Source organism: Dactylosporangium darangshiense (assembly GCF_039537565.1).
GTDB lineage: Bacteria > Actinomycetota > Actinomycetes > Mycobacteriales > Micromonosporaceae > Dactylosporangium > Dactylosporangium darangshiense.
This window is the reverse complement of sequence record NZ_BAABAT010000065.1, coordinates 16,889-38,214: the sequence shown is the minus strand read 5'-3', so window position 1 is coordinate 38,214 and position 21,326 is coordinate 16,889. Positions and strand designations below refer to the sequence as shown.

Here is a 21,326-nt window from a genome sequence, read left to right as displayed (position 1 = left end):
TATCACACTGGTCATGGCGTATTTCCACTCTCGCTTGTTCCGACGGTGCCGGCGCCCGCCACCGGCGGTAAGAAACGTCGACCCGCATCGTCCACGCCGACGGCGAAGGCCAAGGGTGCGCTCGCGATCCCCGCCCCTCGCCGTGGCCCGCGCAGCCGGGACAACACCCGCTCGACGCCGTCCGGGCTGTCGACGGACGGACCGACCCGACCAGACCCGGACGACGTGGCGACATCACTGAGCAGTACCCGCACCGGCACGTCTGGTACGTCTGAGTCATCAACGGCCAGCACGACGAAACGGCTCCCCGGCGGGAACAGCGCACTGCCCTGGGCGCCCGAGGAAAGGCCCTTCAGCCGGTGCGCGCTGACCGACCAGATGGCGAATTCCACGCCGGAGGCGGCCACCGTGCCGCGCTGCAGGTCGACGTCGACGAACGCCGGCTCGACCAACTCGTCTCCGGGCCGATACCCGGCGATGACGTCCGGGTCGGCGAATCCGGACCGGAAGACCGGACCGAGTACCGCCGGAAGCCGACGCAAGCCATACATCGCAGCGCGGGCCAGGAGCGCGGCCCGCTCGACCTCCTCCTGCGCGCCGCCACCGCGCAGCACATCGTTGATCTGGTCGCGCTCGCCCTCGCAGTACGCCAGAACCGCAACGAGCCCAGCCGTAAGCTCGGCAAGTGCACCGGCGCTCGACCGCAGTCCCGGCTCCTCTGCCAGGGTGCGGGAGACCACGCGGGCGTGTGCGTCGTATCGTCCACGGAGCGCCAGACGCAGCGCAGCACGATCTGCGACCGCCGCGTCGATATCGGCTTCGGACATCCGCAACCATGACGGTGCCGCTGGTGCAGCTGGCGACTTCGTGACATCCGGACGCATCCGCACCACCGACACGGCCGACTGGACACGCGACGTCAACGGCTGAACCGGCATCACCAGCCTGCCGGTTCCACCCCCGACAATGTGCTCCGGTGTGGACGACGGCTGCTGGAAGGCCTCGGTCGTCGGGCTGGCTGCCAACGGTCGGCCGACGGATTCGGATGTGACTTCGACCGGCGCTGCGACCACACCCGGCACTGTCGTCTCGTTCGGAACACCGCTCGGCCCGACGTCGGCGTCGGGAGCTGCGGCGATCCAAGACAGTCCGGCCGCCACCGGCCGGGCTCGAGGCGCAAGGAGGGAGGCAAGCTGCGGGGCGATCGATGCCGGTGCCATCGCTGGGTCGATACCGCGAGGCGTGGCGGCAGCATCGTCGACAATGGACCGTCCTACTGCGACCGTCGTGGCTGCGACCGGCGGCAACGCCACGGCCCGGTCCGTGCCGGCCGGTACCTGTTCGGCCGGGGCCATCAGGTCCGTCAACGGATCCGACCGTGCCGAATCGGACCTACGCCGTGCTGGCACGGGTCGAGGCGGCAGGACCGAACCAAGGTCATGGACACGACGGGACCGGCTCCACCCACCTGTGTGTGGGGTCCTTGGATTCCATCTGCGGAACGTGCCGCTGGTGGTCAGGATGCCGGTCGCGCTGAAGGTGACCTCCGCGTCGGCCGCCAGCACCGGGGCTGCAACCGCGTCGGCCAAGCCACCGAAGAGCAGGCCGGCGGCCGGTCCGCTGAGGGTCATACCGTGCGGTATGACCACGATCGGTTGGCCTAGGCCGTCGCGGCAGTCGGCGATCATCTTTCCCAGCGACCGTGGCGACACCGGGCGGCCGGCGACCCGAAATCCGGTCGCCTCCACGATGACCTCGACAAGGAATCCGGCAAGCACTCGACTGGCACCGCTCAACGATGTGCCGAGGAACGACCAACCCGCGCGGGTCCGGGCTCCGGGCACCACCATCTGCGCCGTGACGGCGGCCGACATCGGCTGCTCGGGTCTGCGCGATACACGCGACGGCCGCCAGACGATGGCCGGACGATCACGTGGCAAGTCGCTCAATCCGGTGAGCTCGAGGAGCCGTTGTCGACCATCGGTCGCCGACGGCCGGTGCCTGCCCGCCGGCTCCGCAACGGCGGCCGGCAGATTCGCCACCGACGGCCGCCGAGGGAGCGTCGACCGTTCCGAAACGGTCGACGGCGGCTCGGGGAGCCACAACACCGGCTGAGGGACGGGAGTCGGTGAGTCCGGAGTCGGGAGTGGTGGCCAAGGCGGCTCAGGGTGCACCTGCCGGTCCGGCCCGCTCACTGCCCAGTCTGCGGCCGCGTCGGGATCGACGGCTCCGCCGGACGCATCCGGAACGGCAACCCTCAGCTTCGGTGGAGAGCCCCCGGCCCACACGGCGTCGTCGTCCGGCGCCAGCGTCAGCCCGGCGAGGGGAAAAGCAACCTCCTGGCCGATCCGCGCGGCCAATTCCTGCGCCGCCGGCCGCACCTCGACAGACCCGTCGTACCGGCCGAGCGGCACCAATCTGATCCCCGCCGCGCTGCCGCCGAGATGCCTGACGAGGATCTCGGACAGGAAATCGAACAGGTCCGGCCGGCCGGTCACCGACGGCGCGGTCAAGACCACGGTCCGCCGCGGGTCGGCCGGCAACGCACCCGCCAGGGCCGCCATCGGCGTGCGTACGTCCAGTGCGCTCCGCAACAGGAGCGCCTCGCCGAACTGCTCGACGATGACGTCACCTGCGGCAGGAGGCATCGACCGGCCCGCAGGCATCAACCCGATCTTCTCCATCGAGCCAGCCCGGGCCCCGAGGCTCTCAACGACAGGCACCGTCGAACCATCAACTGGCCGCACCGGGTTGCCAGACCGTCCGGCCGTGTCCGGCCGTAGCAACGCAGCGACATCCGCGCCGCGAAACGACACCGGCGCCCGAGGACACCACGTGCATGATTCGGTCTCCCTATTGCTTCGCGCACTCCGCTACACGACGGAGCACACCGGCATCTGGTTCAACGCGATCGGCGCCAACGCGGGCCCGGTTGCCCGCTACGACGGCGCACGGTCGTTGGTTGTCCCGTCCATGTCACGCTCGGACGTGTCATGCCCGACGCCGACCGCATCCCACGTGTGTGCGGCCTGTGGCTCGGTGACGTCGAAGCCGGGGGCATACTCATCCCACACGTCCTCGTCGAACACGTCCTCGTCGACGACCGGTGCGTACAGCGCGGCCAACGCCCGGTGCAGCTCCACAACGCTCACCTCGGGCGGCGCATAGCCCCTCCCCCGGATCTGATCGAGCAGATCAAGGTCAGGAGCGAGACTGTGTTCCCGCAAGTAGTAGGCGACGGCATCGGTCCAGATCCACCGCCCGTCGGTGCGGAACGCCGTCGGCACCACATCACCCCGCGTTCGGTCCACCACGTCCTCAGTCCAGCCGGGCGCGATCAACAACGGAACGCCCTCGTCCAGATAGGCGAGCACGTGGTCCCGTTCGTCCTCATCGAGCAGCGGATGCATCGCGTCGAAGCCCGCGCCCTCCTGCTCGTCGTAGGTGTCGAACACGCGGGCGACCAGCAGCGGCGTAGCCGCCCACGCCATCCATAGCAATGCCGAGAAACCCAGCGCGGTGCGTTGGTAGGCCGGCAGCTCGTCAGCGTCGAAAAATACCTCCACTTGCGGATTCTCCTCGCCGACGTCCTCCAGCGCTGCCTGCAACTGGGCCGTCAGGGCGGGAAGCACCGCCGGGTCATCCGCCTGCACCAGGTACATCCGCCGGGGTGGGGGCCATTGCGTGTCGATCGCCGGGAACCGCCAGCATCGCCACAGCGCGACCGCCGGAGTTCCCGCTTCGAGCGCATCAGCCACCGCTGCAGCCAGCACGGCGTCGACCTCGTCCGGTTGACCCGGGCCCTCATAGGGAACGGTCAGATCGATGCTGTACGGAACTTCGTCACCATATTCGTCCAGCACCTCCGGACTCACCGGCGCCAACCCGTACAGTGGCTGCGGATCGACCTCGGAAAGCTCGACGTCAGCCAGCGCATCGACGTCCTCGCCAGCCGCTGTCAACGTCTGCGCCAGCAGCTCGGCATCCGCCTCGGTCAACGCCACCCGACCGGTCAACGCGCCGAACACGACCGTCTGCGCGATCTCCACGAGCTCGCCCTCAGCCAGCCACCGGCGGGCCACCGATATCAACTCGTCGGGCAGGCGACCAGCCATGCGGAGCAGAAGTTGGTGAAAGTCACCGAGCTGGTCGCTGGACTTCTCGACCGCCTGAGTCATGGCGTTGCCCTCTTCCTGTCGCGCACAGACGCGGCACACGCATCAAGCCGCCGTCCGACGTGACAACGTAGCGGAACCGGCCCCGGTTCAGTCTGGCGTCGAACTACGGCCCGACACCCCCTCCGGCCGCGGGTTGCCCATCTGGGGCCTGGCGTCGAGGCGGTCGATCAGTTCCGCCCAGACCGGCATCCCCCCGCCGATCGATCGTGGCATGCCCGTCGATGGAAGCCCTACGCCGCCGGTGAGGGAGCGATCCGACGGCCCGGCCCCGTATGATGGCTGGTCCGACGCGGCTTCGTCGCCATTCGGCGGAGAACACAGCCTGCTCGGGCACGGTGCCGTGGACCCGCACGTCAGGCGGTGACGAGGCCCGGGGTCGCTCTCGCGACGGCGCGCCCTCCGGCGACGGCTTGGCGGCCTTCTGTTTCGAGCCATCGGCGTGCTGCTGCTCCGCCGCTTCGAGCGTGTCGAGCGGGATGCCCAACTCCAGCGCGCCCTGCTTGTTGACGACCAGCTCCACCGCGCCCGCGGCCCTGACCGTTCTGCCGCCGACGGTGATGTCGAAGATGAGCGTGGCGTAGACGAAGTAGACCGAGCTGTCCGCGCGCAGCCAGGCCCGATGCTCGATCCAGTCGGTCTTCTCGGTCGCGGTCGTCCGACCACGCTGGTGGCCGATCGCCACCCGTGGACCAAACTGAATCGTCCCCGACGGCTCCGGGATGACGGTGGCGCTGAAGGTGGCGTCCGTTTTTGTCTGCCTCAAGACGATCTCCGCCGTGGCGGCCTGGTCGGTGCCGTGGTCGTAACTCTCGAACTCGGCCTTCGTCATGAAGTACAGCTGCCGTACCGGGCCGTACCGCGCCCTGACCCGTATCTCGGCGCCGTTGTGACCGACCAGCTTGTCAGCGGTGGCCACCATACTGATCGGGCTGCCCTGCGCGGAGAACATGTCCGACAGCCGGTCGGGAAGGTCCTCGAAGGTGAGCGCACCGTCGGGCGGCACACCGTCCGCGTCCGACTCCTTCGCACCCGGCAGGTCCTTGACTGCGGTGAAGATGTTCTGCACCCCGTGGATGCCGGTGATGCGGTGCTGCTGCGGCATCACGTTGTTCAGCAGCAGACCGGCACCGAGAGGGGCCTGCCCGCGCGGCAAGCTGCCCTCGGCCGGGGCGGCCACGACGTGCTCCTCGATGACATCGACGGTGACCACGTTCTCCGGTACGGGCTGGCTGATCGCCGCGCGCCCCTTACGCATCAGCTTGGCCACGGGGCCGGGGACCTCGCGGACGCGAAGGTGAAACTGCACGTTGTGGTTGAAGTCTTTGAGCTTGTTGGCCCGCAGGCCGGTCATTTTCAGCAGATTCGAGGCGCGCTTGGCCAGCTGCTCCACGCGGGTGGTCTTCGAGACCGTAACGCTGAAAAGCAGGTTGATGTCGTGGCTGTGGCCAGCGTGGGCGGTCCCGGTGCCGGCTCCGGTGATGCCGCGGGTTGTCGAGTCGATGCTCTTGCGGCTGAAGTCGCGGTACTGGTTGGCGCGGGCGTAAATCTTCTCGCCAGTGCCTCCCTCACGGTCCTTCTTGGCCGTGCCCTCCAGTTCGGCCGTGATGACCACCTCGAACTGCCGGCCACTGGACGTGACGAACTCCCACTTGGCGCCGCCGTCGCGCAGTTTCGGCATGTGCGGGCTCAGGCCGGCCGCCAGTGAGCTCACCTGCACCGCCAGCTCTTCCCCCTCGTGCCCGCCCACGGCCCTGGCCGCCTCGCCCAGTGCCGCGGTCAACGGGTTGTGCCCGTCGGTCTCGTGGAGGCCCGCGGCGCCGCCGTACAGCAGCGGCCACGTCACCGACCAGGAGTATCCGTCCTGGAGGCTGACCGGCGGGTCGAAGTCGGTCTTCAGCGCCGGCCGCACCCCGTCGGGGGAGTCACTGCGATGCGGTGCCAGGAGGTCGCCGGGGTCGTCGTACTCGTCCGCGTGCGCCACCACATCGCTCAGCAATACGTTGACCACCAGTTCGCCGGGACGCTTCACTCTCGTCCCGTCAGGCAGCGTCACCTCGTTGATCACCAGGGTACGCACCGCCGCCATCTTCTTGTCCTGGAAGACGGCACGGTACGCACCGACGGTGTAGAGGTCGGCATCGCCAATGGATGTGCCCGTCTCGTGGGTCATGTTCCCCGTGCCGGAGCCGTGCTCGAGCTCGAATCCACCGGCGCCTTGCCAACCCCCGTAGGCGCCGCCCTCTTTGCTCTGCTCCTTGCCGGACTGGCTCTCGAGGACCTGCTGGCTGTAGGGGAACCACACCCTCTCCACGCGGGGACGGCCGACCGGCACCGTCGTCAGGGAGAGCTCCGTCCCCCCGACCGGGAGTGTCGCGGCGCCGGCCAGGGCGCGCAGCGCCGCCGCCTTGTAGGCCGAACGGGTCAGATCCACGCGCGCCGCCACCGGATTGACCTGGGTCGTCTCGACGACCGCCTTCCGGAGCGCCCCGACACCGGCCGCCCCGAGCAACGTGTAGACCGCTGCGTCGGTGTCCGTCAGCACCGAGCGACCGGCGTCCTCGGCCCACGTGTCACTGTTGAGGTTCAGCTCTTTGTCGGGGTCATTGCTGCTGCGCAGTGCCGGACGGTCCGGCGGGAAATGACCGTCCGATGGGGCCGGGCCGCCATGCAGCTCGTCCGGCTGCAGCAGCTCGGCCTCCGCGTTGAACCTGCCGCGGGCGAGCCTGAGCCCGTTGCGTTCGCCGGCCCAGCGCCAGCGGATGGGTACCGTGTACCGCGCGCTGGGCATCTTCTGTCCATCGGTGTCGGCGGTCAGCGACGTGGACTGGTTCTGTCCGGACCGGTTCGTCCGGAACCACGTTCGCTGCCCGCCCCCCTGCAGCCGCGCCGGAAGACCGTGCGGGAGCTTGCCGGTCGGCAGGTTCGTAAGGTCGAGCAGCCCGTAGCCCGAGGCGTCTGTCGTCTTCCCGGCGGTCCGCTTGGTCTGGAACGTGTCAACACTGGTGTGGCTGTACTGCACCTCGTAGCCAGGGCCGGGGATACCGGCGTGCTGCCCTGCGCCGACGATATCGGCCGACAGGCCGAGCACGAAGTCGAGGCGGCGGTTGTTGGGCTCGGCCGGTGACCGGAACGTCCACGTGACGCCCCACGCTCCGGCGTCCATGTCGAGCACGTCGTCGCCGCGCCGACGCAGCGACTCCTCGGACAACTGCTTGATCAGTGTCCGCCAGTTGCGGTACTCCTCACCGGGGCGGTTCAACGTTTCGCCGGTGAGCGGCTGGCGATGCAGGGCCTGCCACGGCGTCTCCCCTTCCCTGCCCTTCGCCACGGCCGGCAGGTAGTTGTACTTGACCATCGCGGTGACGATCTGGTTGTAGAGCGTGTCGACCCCGTTGAGACGGTCCGGAAAATCAACGCCCAGGCCGAAGCCGGCGCCGAGGTTCCACCACGTCTTTGTCCTGTTCGGCCTCGCACGTTCCGTTCTCGTTTCGTCCTCTGCCTGATCCTCGTCTCGGTGCTGTTGCAGCGTCGCCTCGCTGGCCAGGTTCAGCCGGCGCAGGTCGGCGGCGGCGACCATGGCATGCGCGTAGCCATCGATATTGCTCGTGCCCGTCCGGGTCGGGCCGCCGTGGGTGGCGTGGCTGACGTCGAGTCGGACGTCGAAGTCGAGCAGCACGACCTGCACCCGGCCGACCAGCCGCTTGGCCCGGGTGAGCCACGCGCGGTGGTGCCGGGTGTGCTGCTTGCCCTTTCGCCACGGACTGTGCTGGCCGCGCGCACCCACACCGAAGAAGTCGCCAAACAAACTCACCCGGGTCAGCAAGGTGCCGCGAGCGAACTGCAACGCGTCCCGGCTGGACAACGACTTGCCGACCGAGGCCAGGATGCGGTCGAACCTCGTCTCACCGCTGCGCGATATCTCACTGATCCGCGTGACCGAGGAGATGGGCTGTTCCTTGTCGGCGTACAGCGCGAGGCTGAGGCGTCGACCGTCGCGCTCCAACACCTCCCGGAACACTCTCTGGAAGTTGCGGCCTGTCGGCGGGTGCAGTATGTCGGCCAGCGCAATCGCGAACGCATCGTTGGTGAGTTTCGCCTCCAGGACCGGCTTCCAGAACATGTAGTCCGCCAGCGACAGCACCGGCTCGCCCTGTTCCGTCTTGGCCAACCGCAGCTGGCTCAGCACCTTGTCCGCCAACTGGACCCGCGTCACCGCATGGTCCAGTTTCCACAGCGGGAACTCCTCCGCTTCCGCGATCTCCCGGCGCTGCAGGTAGCCGGGATCAACGTTGTCCGCGAGCCCGGGAGCCAGATTGTCCACCGCCTCGGGGTTCAGGCCACCGACCTGTTCCGTCGTGTACGGCAGCTGGAACTGCGCCACCGAGTACGACACCTTGTCGACCCTCGGTTTCCCGTCATCAGCCCGGCGATACGTGAAATCCCGCCACCGTCCGGTGTCCCGGTCCTGGACCCGCGCCACCCACGCGACCTCCAGATCGACCCAGCCCAATGGCTCCTTGATCCGCAGGAACTGGTAGTCGGAGTCCGCCATTCCCGACAGGTGACGCGACCCAGACGAACGACCGTATCCGCCGGTCAGCGAAAGATCCACGTGTCCGAAATCCTTCGACGATGGGGTAGACGTTTGGGCCGGATCTAGCGCCAACCGTCCAGCCAGCCCGGCATCAACCGACCAACCAGCGGAGCCTGCCATCGATTGGGCGGCGTCCAGGTAGCGGTAGATCCGGTTCTCCTGCTTGCCGGAGAACCGCGTACTCCCGGAAGTCTTGAAGGGAAGCAGGCTTGCCGGCTGCACCAGCGGCCGGCCCTTCGCCACCGCATACAACCTTATGTCGAAATCCCTCCTGCGTATGCCGGTGGCGGTGGCGGCAGCGGTGCTGACCCGAAGTTCGATCCCCTCGTCCGTCGCCTGCGCGATACCAGAGGTCAGCTTCCGCCGCACCTCACTCGTCTCGATGGCGCCGTCCGCGAGCGGCACGATCCCGTTCAACCACCCCGTCAGCTCCGGCACGAAGTCCAACTGGCCGACCGTGTGAAACCCGGTGACCAACCGACTGCGGTCCCCCTGCTGCGTGGGTCCGGGGCCCGGCATGTCGCGACGCCAGCCCGCGAGCACCCTGTCGACCAACGTTGTCCGCACGCTGACTCTCGGCGCTCGTCGCCTCACCCACGAGTAGGCTTCTCGTACCTTCTCCGCCAAGACCACCAGGTCGGTGGCGGAGACAGGCCCGCTCTTGCCGAGGATCTCCAGCATCATGGACTCGTAGTCCGACGCCGACCGGAACTTCCGATCACGCGGGTCGGCATAGTACTTGCGCCGTGCCCACACCAACACGTCCAGGTCGGCCTTGGATACATAGACCACCCGGCGCCGCCACCTGACCGTCACCGAATCTGTCGCATCTCGCGCGCCCGGTATCGCTAGCGTGATGATCCTCCACAACACCTCCCGTTCGTCGCGACGCTTCTCCTTCGAGTCCGTACGACCGGGCTGCTTCTCGTAGCGGCGCACCGCCGCGGCAACCCTCCGACGGTACAGCTGGGTGCGAGATAGACGGACCGCCCTGGCCAGTGACACGGGTCCGGTGCGGGCTAAAGAGGCCAGCACCTTCGGGAGCCGACTCTTCTCACGCTCGATCACACGATCGGCGATACGCGATACCTGATCCCAATTCAACGGCACCCGCGCGCCGTACTTGTGCCGCAGCAACATCTCGAGGTCGTCGAGATGCACCGGACGCGACGGCCGGGGCTCGGCGCGGTGCTTGTCATAGTGGCGATACACCGAATCGATGACGCGATTCAGACGCCGGAAATGCTCCGGGTCGGCGTCGTCGAAGCCGAAGTTCTCCTGCTCCCTGAACGCCCGGACCAGCGACCGCAGCTCCAGCCCGCGCTCCTGATGGGTCGCCGGTGCCCGGTTCGCCCAGTCGTCCCACCGGATGTTCTCCGTACCAGTCACCGCCGCGGCGATCCGATCCTCGACCTGCGACGGCAGTCCGATCTCCCTCAGCGCCTCCTGGGTGAACGCTTCACGCCGCTTCAGCGCATCGACGGTGATGTGCGGCCAGTCCCCTATCCTCTTGATGTGCTCGTCCAGCCGGGTCAGCAGCTCCGGCGTGACCTCCGACACGTCGAAGACTTCCTGCACCAGCGGCAGGTAGTCGTCGTTCTCGTGTTTGGCGGGGTCGCGGTCCACGTCAATAGCCCACAGCGGGTACCGCGCGAAGAGCAGGCTCGCCCGCACATCCTCCGGTCCACGAGGTTCTCGCATCAGCCGCGCCGCCACCTCGCCAGACTCGCGCACCCACTGCTGCAACTGCTCCGGGGTCCGTGCCAGCCCGCCGGAGGGCTGCGCAGCAGCAGGCTCCAGGGCGGTGAGATAGTTACGCAGCGCATCCAAGCGCTCGCTTTCCGGCCGGCTCCTCACCGAGTCCAGCTTCGCGGTGATGTCCCTGCGCAGGTCCGCCATGCCGTCGGGGTTCTGTCGCTGATGCACGACCGCGTCGTTGAGGCGGTCGATCGTCTCCTCCATCGTGTCGGGGCGGTTGCGCGGGAGCACCTGGTTCACCAGGTCGACAATGCCGTGCAGCCGCAACTCCGGGAGCAGGTCCCGGTCGAGGTCGGCTTCGTCGATGGTGGGCAGGACCGGCCTCAGTTCGTCCGGAACGGCGAGCCCAACAGGCGCGGAATCACGACGCGGCCAGGCGTGCTCGTTGTGGTCGGTGGGCGTGGATTCCGGTGGTGTGGCGGTGATCGGGGCGGTCGTCCGGGCCGGGCTGGCGGTATCGGTGGCCGGCACCGGTGAAGTCGAGGACCGGCCGACGTTCGCCGCGAGGGTGAGCAACGGGGTGTCGTCGGGCGTCAACGTCACGACTTCAATACCGCCGAAGGGCCGGGTCTCAGCTGACGGACGGACCCCGGCGCTATCAGGATCGAGAAATTCGTCCATGGTCGGGACCACGTAGCCGCCGCCGAGGCCGTTGACGAGTTCCAGCTGCCACCACCCGTCGACGCTGCCCGCCAGCTTGAGTTCGTCGCCCCGCTGCACGATCGCAACCTCGCCGGACGGAGCGAACACGTCCCGACCCAACGCCGACGCAAGCCTCCGTGCGAATCCGGCGGTAACCCCGCCGATGCCACAGGCGATCAGCGCAACCGGAATGCCCGCGGCCTCCTCACCCAACCAACCATTGATGATGGTGGCGAGCTGATCCGCAGTGATCCGGACCTGCTTCGGCGAGCCGTTCTCTTGCACGACCGTGACCATCACGTGCGTCGCGGCACCGTGCACGAACACGGGAATGCTTCCACCCGCCGGGATCAGTCCGAGCTTGCCGAGCACTTCGGCATCGTCGGGGGACACCAGCGCCAGCCCGCCGGCGTCGGGCAGGACCGACGAGACGATGGGTGTGCCGTCGGCCAGAGCACCACCGCGCAGAGCCCGCACCTGGTCCCGACCGTGGCTGCCCGCAGCGACGGTCGCGGTCGGCTTGACCCGCTGAAGGGCCGGCCCGGCCATTTCGTTCCGGCGCTGGCGCACGGCAGGCACGGCTGGGGCTGCTCGCTCGGTTCCCGGTCGTACCGCCGGGTCCGGCTGTTGGCCAGCCTGATGAACGGGCGGCGACGAATCCGGCCTGCCGCCCGGCTTGCTCGCCGTGACGGCGAAGCGCACCTGCGAGACCAGCAGACGCGAGCTGGCGCCAGCGCGGATGGTGCGCGAGTCGAGCAGCGCCGTGGCAGCTTCGCTCGTCTCGGACGCCTGAGCCGGCGCCGCCTCACCGGGCACTCCTCCGCCTGACCCGAACCGACCGCCGACCAACGTTGCGACACCGATGGTGAAACCGTCGCTGGAAGTCGCTGCAGCATTCTCGGCGCTCCGGTCCACCTGATGCTGATCGCTCGTCGTCGTCGTCGATATGGTGACGGTGTGCCATCCCCCCCAGCCATCCCTTACGTCGAAGGTCCGTCCGCCGGTGACGATGAACGACCGCAGGTCGGCGCGCAGTGCGGCCTCGATAGCGGAAGTGTCGACCGCGACCGCGGTGCGGCCACCAGGGGTGAGGCGCGCGAAGGGCGCCCAAACCCGGGCCTGCACGCGTTCCCGCACAGCGTTTCGCAGTTCGGTGGCGAGCATTCCCAGACGGCTGGCATTGTCTATTTCGTGCGGCAACTCGGTTGGGTCCGGCAGCGCATCGAGCTCACCCCCCTGATCTGGTGACGACGCCGGATCAGGGGAAAGACCGCCGAGCGGCACCGGAGCACCCGATTGGTCGACCACCATGACGTTCGCCGACGGCAACGACATCGTCCGGCCGTCATCGAATCCGGGTGTCGCGTCCTGCCAACCGTCGGGTTGCTGCAGGTCAACCCATTTCAGCCGGCCGGGCTGGGCTACTGGGACGGTCGCGTCGACGTGGAGTTCGAACATGTGCGCATCGCCACCGGGTGCGTGGACCCACACGTATGCGCTCCATCCGGGCCGCTGTCCCCCGCCGGCTCCGGCGAGCAGGGTGCGCAACGCTTCGCCGTCTCCCGCGAACGGTTCCCACGATCCGCCCGTCGCCGCGGCGAATTCCCGAGGATCGCCGAGCCACAGCAACTGTTCATCCGCCGTCCGGCTCACCAGAAGTCCATGCTTGGCCAGGTGCGACGCCAGCAACCCCGGATAGTGGCCCGGTGCCCCGGCCCATGCCGGGCGTGTGGGGTCCGTCAACAACATGTGCAGCCCGTTGCTGACGTCCAATGCCGAACCTGGCCGGGTTACCGCACCGTGCGTCAGATGCCGCAACACCGCCGAATCGTCCGACGCGCCCTCGGCCTGGACCGAGTCGGATCGGTCCGGGCCGGCGACCGCCGGATGCGCATTCACGGCCCAGTCCCGCCCGGCGGCCTCGGGATGGGCGGCCGCCGCGACCGGGGGATGGCCGTTGGCCACTACCGGGCCGCCGACCGATGTATTGGACGGTGGACCACCGGGAATCTGCGACCCCGGGCCCGGCACCCGATGCGCATACGTGCTGCGGCCAACCGGAGTGACCGGTGCGGTGCGCGGCCGCGTGGTCCGTGGATCGCCGCCGGCCCACGTGCCGGCAGGGCCATCGCCATCGCCGGGAACGGCAACCGGACCGCGACCGGGGCCACCGTCGAACGCCTGCCCGGGATCCCAGCCTGGACCAGCGTCGGAGACGACAGTTGTACCGGAATTGCGGATGTCAAGCGGATCCTGGAGCAGGTCGATGGTGTCCGGGCTTCGAGTCTGCGGGCCGGACGGCTCCACGCCGCCATGTTCCGCGACCCGCTCGGCCGGTCCGTCGTGGCGATGCCGCAACGCGTAGCCGAGCGCACCGCCTCCGGACGTCGCCGCCGATGACCAGACACCCGACATGGCAGTTGCCGGCATGACACTCCATTGCCAGCCTGTTCCGGTCATCGTCCCGTACGTGCCCTCGACAAGGACCTCGGTCGTGGCTTCGTGGAGCAGATCCTCGGCGAACTTCGCCGCCGTCAGCGGACCCGACTCGTGCTTCGGGGGGCGCAGACCTCGCGGCTCAGCGGCCCCATGTCCTCCCCGGACCAGTCTCGCTGCCGTCCCCGCTGCTTCGCCCAAGGCCAGTCCGAACGCGCCGCCGAATGAGCCCACCTTCACCGCCTCCGCCGTCAGATGCGGGTTCCAGCGCTTCCGGGTGCCGTTGGCCAATTGGATCATCTGTGCGATGGCGTCGATGAGTGACTGCATCCCGATGCCGATGATCTGCGCCGATGCCGCAACGACCAGCAGCCGTGCCAGCTGCTCGGATATCAGCAGCCGGCTGGCCGCCAATTTGGCCGCAAGCTTTGCCAGCAACTCTGGGAAGAACCACGCCATCGCCAACGCGCCAGCGCACTCGATCATCAGCGAAACCACGGTTACGATGATCGCCAGCTTTGTATATACGAGCATCATCTCGGTGTCCGTCAGCGACAACCCGAGGCGTCGGACATACTTCGATGCGAGCGCAAGAAAGCCGTCGTGTGCGATGCAGACCTGCATCGCTTCGACCAAGGCCAGCTCCGACATGCCCTGCAGACCCTCACGAACAGTCGCCACCGCCCATGTCCACAGCGATCGCACCTGATCCAGGCCGTCTCCGGTCGCTTGACACGCGCTCGCCAGTCCGCGGAGGCGGTCTTCGTCGGTTCCCGGAAACTTCTCGCCAGTCAGCCACTCCAGAAACGTCGCCACGCCGTCAGGTGCCTCGATAGCCATCGCGGGACCGTCCTCAGCCGCGCCACGACAGACACCACCGACGACCGGATGAAGCCGGTTCGCACAGGCTCGACCGACGGCCGTCGGCGAATCCGTTCCCTCCGCCGGCAAACGTGGAAGATGTGGTGCGGAGGCGGCAATCCGTGACGGAGCTGGTTCGGAGCAGTGCAAAGTGCAGGCGGGTCATGGCAATAGTTGACCCGCGCACGGGAAAGGGTAGATGTCCGAGACCTGACGAGCGCACGAGGCATTGAGAAAGATCAGCAGCGCGCTGCGCTGCTCGAGCAGCGCAAGACCGGGACGCGTTGAAGGCTGCTCAGCGGCCGTGCTCGCCGAACAGATTGGTCAGCAGGTGTCGTTCCGGCGCACCGGCCCGTTCAGCCGATCAGTTCGCGCGCGCCAGACTGTGACCGAGCACGGCCAGCAGGGCGTCGAGGACCGATCCCCGGTCCCGGGCGTCGAACGTGACCAGCGGCGTGTCCTCGGCAATGGCAAGCGCCCAGCGGATATCGGCGAGGTCATGGCTGAGCACCCCGTCGAAGAGGTTGATGGCGACGCCGAACGGCACGCCTGCACGTTCGAAATAGTCGACGGCGGGAAACCCGTCGTCGAGACGGCGACTGTCGACAATGACCAGTGCTCCCAGCGCGCCTTCGGTCAGATCCCGCCACATGAACCCGAACCGGTCCTGGCCAGGAGTACCGAACAAATAGAGCTTGATCTCGTCATCGATGGTGATACAACCGAAGTCGAGTGCCACGGTCGTGGTGGTCTTGTCCGGGACTTCACCGGTGCGGTCGATGGCGGCGGCGATCTCCGTAATCGGGGCCTCGGTGGTCAGCACCGGAATTTCAGAGATCTGAGCGACCGCCGTGGTCTTGCCTACCCCGAACCCTCCGGCGATGACGATCTTCACGGGCAGGGGAGGCCGGCTGGTTCCCCTGGCCGCGTCAACGTATTGCGTTGAGTCCACGGATAACCCTTTCGATAATTTGTCCATGCTGGTTGGCGGGCACCTCCACTTCTCGTACCACCAGATAGCCGAGCGCCATCAGATCGGCGACCAGGACACGGACGACGCCCAGGTGCAGGTGAAGGTGCGCGGCGATCTCGGCCACGGAGGACCACTGGAGGCACGACGCGACAATGTCGCGATGCTCGTAGCTGAGCCGGTCGAATGCCGCTCGCCCGTCTTTGGTCGTCAGTACCTGCGCCGCGATGTTGAGGCGCTCGGCGTTGAGCGGGCGGACACGGCCGCCGGTCAACAAGTACGGGCGTACGCCGGACACCGCCGAGCCCGGAGGTCCCGGCGGCACAGACGGTGGGTCGGCCGACATCGCGGTTAGGCCCTCACCGTCGATTTCAACTCGTCGATGAGCTGCGGCGTGAGCACCCCACCTGCGTAGTTGGCGAACACTGCCATCTCGTAGCCGAGGTTGCCGAGGTTGGCATCCTTGCTGGCCAGAATGCCGAGCGAGCAGCCCGGCCGGATGGTGCTGACGAGGACGTAACCGCCTTGCAAGTCAATAATGATCTTGTTAGTTCCGCCCAGATCGTAGAGCCGGGAGGCGCCACTGGCCAGGCTGGCGATGGCCGAGGCAATAGCGGCAAGGCGATCGGCGTCCGCCCGCTGCATCTCCGAGGACATCGCGATGAGCAGCCCGTCGGAGGAGACCGCGATCGCCTGAGCGACCCCGGCCGTTTCGTTGGCGAAGCGGTCCAGCAACCAGTTGAACTGCTGCGCCTCGTTGCTGATCCTGAAAGCAGGAACGGTCACCATGAGCTCCGGTTGGGGTCAGTACTTGCCGCCCTGGCAAGTCCATGCAGGAATCCCTCAAGTTCATCCCGCTCGGCTTCGGGATCCCGGAAGATCACCATCGATGCGGGATCGCCTACCAACGTGCGCTGCCGGTCCTCGGCGCCGGAGTCGATGCGCAGCGCTGCTGCGAGATGCTCGCCGGGACGACGCCGCCGAAGTCCACTTCGGTGGTTGGCGTCGGTCGGGCCGACCGGTCGCTCCGACCCCCATGCGGTACTTGATTGGGACATCGGTGCAGCCGCCGGCCCCCGCAGCGTCGCACCGGTGTCTGGCACCGGCATTGACGACGGCGGCGTGGACTGGGCACGAGCGGTGCCCTGAACCAGGGCGTCCAGCTCAGCGCGCTCCGCCTCCGGTTGGCGCTCGACCGGTGCATCCTCGAACCGACGAGGTGCCGGCGTGTCCCGCAGGCTCGCCCCAGCGTCGCGGCGGCGTAGTCCGCCTCGGCTTTCCGCCGGCGCATCCGCGGCGCGGGGCGCAGCGCCACCTGCACCCGTGGCAAGGGACATCGCGCCGGACATGCTCGTCCCCGCTGGGGGCAGCCGCGACGCCGGGTCGAACCAAGCGAAGTCTGCCCCCGGTAGGGAAGGCAGCAGCGGCCGGATCGGCGGCGCCGCCCGGCCCGCCCCGCCGCCGGCTGGGAAGGGGCGTTCTCCGGGTACCACCTTCCCGGCGACCGTGTCAACGCTCGGCAGCATCCGCTCGGCGGTCGTCGGAAGGCCGGCATCGCCCAAGGCGAGAGCAGCCGGTACGACGATCTCCGCGGTGACACCAGAGGTCGGGGAGGGAAGCAGCCTGACCGTCATCGCGTGCCGGCGCGCCAACCGGCCTACCACGAGCAGCCCCAGCATGGTGGTGGGAGCGATGTCGAGCCGCTCAGGCGAGATCAGGCGCTGGTTCTCCTCCGCCAGACGGCCGGGTGGCATCCCGATGCCGTGGTCGACGATGTGCAGGACACAGTCGGAGTGCAGCGTCGCGGACACGTCGACCAACGCCTCAGGCGGCGAGAATGAGGTGGCGTTCTCCAGGAGTTCGGCCAGCATCAGGGTAAGGTCAGGGACAGCCGCCGCCCTGATCACCACATCGGGCAGCCGACCCAGCCTGACGTTCTGATAGCCCTCGATCTCCGCTACGGCTGAGCGAACGATGTCTGCCAGCGGGGCCGGCGCTTCGAGTTGGCCGTCGTCGCGACGTCCGGCGATCACGAGCAGGCTCTCCGCGCTACGACGTAGCCGACTGGTGAGGTGGTCGAGTTGGTAGAGCTGCGCCAATCGTTCCTCGTCGGCTTCCTCCCGTTCCAGCTGGTCGATACGCGCCAGTTGCCGCTCCACGAGGCTGCGGGTGCGGTTCGCGATATTGCCGTACATGACGGCGACGTTGCGGCGGGTCGTCACCTGCTGCTGCATCAACAGAGTCGCGGTGGCCTGAACCTGGTTGAACGCGGAGGCGAGTTCGCCGATCTCGTCGGCTGAACGCACCATGACGGCCGCGAGCCTGGGCGGTCCGTCGTCGGAATCGGTGTCATGCACCCGCCGCAGCTCCCGGGTGGCAAGGTCAGCCACCGCAGTCGCCGCCAGGGTCACACGCCGCAACGGCCGGGCGACCGAGCGACTCACCAGCGCGCCGAGCCAGCACACCCCGATCAGCAGCACCACCGCGACACCGATGATGGCGGCGGCGGCGGCCCGGGCCTGATCCGTCCGCTCGGATGCCCAGACAGCGATGTCACGGGTAATGCTGTCCTGCCCGCTGTGCCGGGCCGCGGCCTCGCCCTGCGCGATAGGCAGTCCCTGCTCGACCGGAACGGCCGCGGCATCTGCGCCGGCTCTGGTGAGTGTGACAACCACCGTTGCGACACGTTGCACCGACGGACCCGCCTCGATTGCCGCGAGCATCGCGACGTGGACCGGTTCGCCCTGTTGCTGGAAGCGTTCATGGTAGACCTGTGCAAGCAGTCCCGCGCTCACCGCCAGTTCACTGGCGGCTGCGGGATCCGCGGCCGCCATGACCAGCGCCGCGTCGGTCTGACTCACCTCCTCGTTGAGCCGCAGGAGCGTGTCCAACGCGGATGTCTGCCGCAGGCCCGCCAGATCGGCGCCCGGCTGGTCGGCCAGACGTAGCCGGTCCAGCAGCGCCACGACGGCGGCGTGATACGCCTGTGCCACCTGCTCCGCAGCCGCGGTGCGCCGCAGCACCAGTTGCCGCATATCGTGCAGTGGTCCCGGGTCGGACAACAACGCATACAGGTCTGGTGGATACGGCGACGACAGCTCGGCGCGGGCCCGGGCGCGGCTGTCATCGGTCTGCTGGATCTGGGCCACCAACGCGTCGCGACTCACCCGTTCGGAGGCGACATAGCCCAGCGCAAGCAGCCGTTCCCGTTGCAGGTCCTCGATCACCGCGCCGACCAGACGAGCGTCGCTCGCACTGCGGACCACGACCGCGGCTGCGCGCGCACCGTCGACCCGGTCCACCACGAGTGGAACGCTCGCCATCACCATCACGCCCAACGACAAAGCCACCAGGAGGGTGAGCCGCTGGGTGATCCGAAGGTTATTCAGCATCGTCGGCATCGCCCCTCGGCCGTGCCCTGACTCCACGTCCGACGTGGACCAGCTCCTCGATGGCGAGCAGGTCACGGGCATCCACCTCGGGCAGCGTGATGGAGACCGAAGCGACGTCGGCCGGAAGTGTGGACGCGGCATCATCGAACGAATCGTCCACCCCGTCGCGTCTCCTGCCTGGCACCACCCAGAACAGCAGGATCACGCCGAGCACAACACCACCGACGGCAAGGGCCAGCGGCCGCAGCCGCTGCTGCTCCAGTGCTCGTTCGTGGCTGGTCAATTGCCCGCCCAGCTCCGCGAACATGACAGACGCCAGCGATGTACTGGCTTCCTGCACCTGACGGGCGATGGTGGTGGTGCCGGCCACGTCGGTGAGCGGTTGACTCTTGTCCAACGCCGTCGGGCCGGCCAGCCGGCCGACCGCCTCGCGGAAAGCATCCAGCGGCGCCGCCAGAGCCTGCCCGACCGCGACACCGGAAGCGTCGGTGACGTCACCCAGACCGGTATCGACCGCCACCGCGACGCTCGCCAGGTCTGACCGGATCACCGAGATCGCCAGCGCAGCCCGCGCAGCGGCTGGACCCGAGCTGTGACCATCCAGGTACAGCAGGTCGGCGGCCAGGTTGGCGTCTGTCAGCACGACCGGCAGGCGCAAGACCACGGCATCCGCGAGGTAATGCCGGTAGAGGTCCGGGTCGACAACGAGCCGTCCGGTCGAACCGACCTTGCCGGCCAACTGGATGGCGAGCGTGATGACGTCTCCGTAGCGCCGCGACGCCTCCCGGCCGACCGGCCGGTCGAGCATCACTGCGTTGATCGCGGTACGGAGATCAGCCCATCGCTGCTTCGTACGCAGCGTGTCACCGTCCGAACTGTCGGCCTCGTTCATTGCAACCAGGGCGCTGTTCAGAGCGCCCAGGTCCGGCGCTTCGCCGCGTACCGCCGCGGACCTGGCCTGGGTCAACGCGTCGATGAGCCGGGTGGTCCACTGCAGATAGTGCAGCCCGTGCCGCTCGGCGGCCACCACCGCCGTCTCGGCGTCGGCGCTTGTCCAGAGTTGTGCCGTCGACAGGCTGTAGAGGCCCGCAAGCACGGCGATCAGCAGCATGGCGATGGCGATGCGCAGCCCACGCCGTGTGCGGCGCCGCATCCGACCGGTCACGGACTGAGCCACCTGGGTACGCGCCTGCTCAGCCATGGTCATTGACCGCCGGGGCCTTGGCGGATGTCTTGACCGGGGTCTCCTGTGGCGAGGCGATGGCGTAGGCGGACTCGCCGTGCTGGAAGAGGTCCATCCCGATGCCTTCCGCGCGGGGGCTGATCCGGTTGCCGAAGATGCGATCTGCCAGTCCGGCGATGAGCAGCGAAGCCACGGCCGAATACGCGACAACTGTCAGGACGCTGAGCGCTTGGACGCCAAGCAGCCGGTAGCCACCGCCGTAGAAGAGGCCGTTGCTGGCGGCCGGGTTGACGGAGCTGGTCGCGAACAGCCCCACCGCCAGCGAACCGACGACGCCGCCGCCGAGGTGCACGGCGGCCACATCCAGTGCGTCGTCGAGCCGGAACAGCGTCTTGAGTGCGACCGCCAGGTGGCAGATGACCCCGGCGACAACGCCGATCAGTACGGCACTGACCGGCGTCACGTAGCCGGCGGCCGGAGTGATGGCGACGAGACCGGCAACCGCTCCGGACGCCGCGCCCAACGTTGTCGGCTTGCGGAAACGGATCTGCTCGGCGAACGCCCAGGACATCAGGCCCGCCGCAGCGGCGACCTGGGTGTTGGTCACCGCCAAGGCGCCCACATTGTTGGCGGTGAGCGCCGATCCACCGTTGAAGCCGAACCATCCGAACCACAGCAACGCGGTGCCCAGCAGCATCAGCGGCAGGTTGTGCGGCCGGTGATGCGACGTGGGCCAGCCAGCTCGTCGGCCCAGCAGCGCAGCGATTACCAGTGCAGCGGCTCCGGCGTTGGCATGCACGACCGCCCCACCAGCGAAATCGAGCGCCCCGAGCCGGCTTGCCCACCCCAAGGGCGAGAACAGCCAGTGCGCGATCGGGGCGTACACCAGCAAGGACCACAGCGCGACGAAGAACACGAACGCGCTGAACCTCCAACGTTCGGCGCCCGCCCCGGTGATCAGCGCCGGCGTGATCACCGCGAACATCATCTGGAAGACAACGAAGGCAAGGACGGGCACGCCGTCGAGATGCACGCCCGGCACGACGGCGGTGAGGTCGGTGAGACCAGCCAAGCCGAACCCGCCGACAAAACCGTTGCCCCTGCCGAACGCCAGGGAGAACCCGAGCAGCAGCCAGATGACGCTGACCGTACCGATGGTCATCAGGCTCTGCATCACCGTGCCGAGAACGTTGGACGCACGGACCATGCCGCCGTAGAAGAACGCCACGCCCGGCGTCATCAGCAGGACGAGCGCCGCAGAGGTGAGCAACCACGCAGTCGCGCCGACGTCCAAATGAGCCTGATCCACTGT

The 21,326-nt window shown here is 68.2% G+C and carries 9 protein-coding genes; all 9 read right to left on the bottom strand.

Annotation, left to right across the window (positions count from 1 at the left end; genetic code table 11):
- Positions 1–11 precede the first annotated feature (11 nt).
- The 9 genes from ABD901_RS53020 to ABD901_RS52980 all read right to left on the bottom strand — a co-directional run bounded on the left by ABD901_RS53020 (position 12) and on the right by ABD901_RS52980 (position 21,323).
- Entirely contained in the window at positions 12–2,684 is a 2,673-nt protein-coding gene (locus ABD901_RS53020; protein ID WP_345142366.1) for a hypothetical protein, read from the bottom strand.
- Between the two features lie 255 nt (positions 2,685–2,939).
- On the bottom strand, positions 2,940–4,178 hold the full coding sequence (locus ABD901_RS53015; RefSeq protein WP_345142364.1) for a hypothetical protein: 1,239 nt from the start codon (positions 4,176–4,178) through the stop codon (positions 2,940–2,942).
- Positions 4,179–4,281: 103 nt separating this feature from the next.
- Positions 4,282–14,448, bottom strand: a complete 10,167-nt coding sequence (locus tag ABD901_RS53010) for a hypothetical protein (RefSeq protein WP_345142361.1) — start codon at positions 14,446–14,448, stop codon at positions 4,282–4,284.
- A gap of 385 nt (positions 14,449–14,833) precedes the next feature.
- Positions 14,834–15,448, bottom strand: coding sequence for a GTP-binding protein (locus tag ABD901_RS53005; RefSeq protein WP_380138293.1), 615 nt, complete (start codon positions 15,446–15,448; stop codon positions 14,834–14,836).
- Positions 15,399–15,737, bottom strand: a complete 339-nt coding sequence (locus tag ABD901_RS53000; protein WP_345142356.1) for a DUF742 domain-containing protein — start codon at positions 15,735–15,737, stop codon at positions 15,399–15,401. The genes ABD901_RS53005 and ABD901_RS53000 overlap by 50 nt, the downstream gene beginning before the upstream one ends.
- A 53-nt stretch (positions 15,738–15,790) precedes the next feature.
- Positions 15,791–16,228 (bottom strand): roadblock/LC7 domain-containing protein, encoded by a 438-nt coding sequence (locus ABD901_RS52995; protein ID WP_345142353.1) that lies wholly within the window; start codon positions 16,226–16,228, stop codon positions 15,791–15,793.
- Entirely contained in the window at positions 16,222–18,840 is a 2,619-nt protein-coding gene (locus tag ABD901_RS52990; RefSeq protein WP_345142350.1) for a sensor histidine kinase, read from the bottom strand. Before ABD901_RS52990 ends, ABD901_RS52995 begins: the two co-directional genes overlap by 7 nt.
- Positions 18,821–20,038, bottom strand: a complete 1,218-nt coding sequence (locus ABD901_RS52985) for a hypothetical protein (RefSeq protein ID WP_345142347.1) — start codon at positions 20,036–20,038, stop codon at positions 18,821–18,823. The genes ABD901_RS52990 and ABD901_RS52985 overlap by 20 nt, the downstream gene beginning before the upstream one ends.
- Positions 20,025–21,323 (bottom strand): ammonium transporter, encoded by a 1,299-nt coding sequence (locus tag ABD901_RS52980; protein WP_345142342.1) that lies wholly within the window; start codon positions 21,321–21,323, stop codon positions 20,025–20,027. The genes ABD901_RS52985 and ABD901_RS52980 overlap by 14 nt, the downstream gene beginning before the upstream one ends.
- Between the last annotated feature and the right edge of the window lie 3 nt (positions 21,324–21,326).

Excerpts from the sequence above, each read along its gene's own strand:
- ABD901_RS53020 (WP_345142366.1), bottom strand. The coding sequence starts at position 2,684 with ATGGAGAAGATCGGGTTGATGCCTGCGGGCCGGTCGATGCCTCCTGCC.
- ABD901_RS53005 (WP_380138293.1), bottom strand. The coding sequence starts at position 15,448 with ATGGACAAATTATCGAAAGGGTTATCCGTGGACTCAACGCAATACGTT.
- ABD901_RS52995 (WP_345142353.1), bottom strand. The coding sequence starts at position 16,228 with ATGGTGACCGTTCCTGCTTTCAGGATCAGCAACGAGGCGCAGCAGTTC.
- ABD901_RS52990 (WP_345142350.1), bottom strand. The coding sequence starts at position 18,840 with ATGCCGACGATGCTGAATAACCTTCGGATCACCCAGCGGCTCACCCTC.
- ABD901_RS53015 (WP_345142364.1), bottom strand. The coding sequence starts at position 4,178 with ATGACTCAGGCGGTCGAGAAGTCCAGCGACCAGCTCGGTGACTTTCAC.
- ABD901_RS53010 (WP_345142361.1), bottom strand. The coding sequence starts at position 14,448 with ATGGCTATCGAGGCACCTGACGGCGTGGCGACGTTTCTGGAGTGGCTG.
- ABD901_RS52985 (WP_345142347.1), bottom strand. The coding sequence starts at position 20,038 with ATGACCATGGCTGAGCAGGCGCGTACCCAGGTGGCTCAGTCCGTGACC.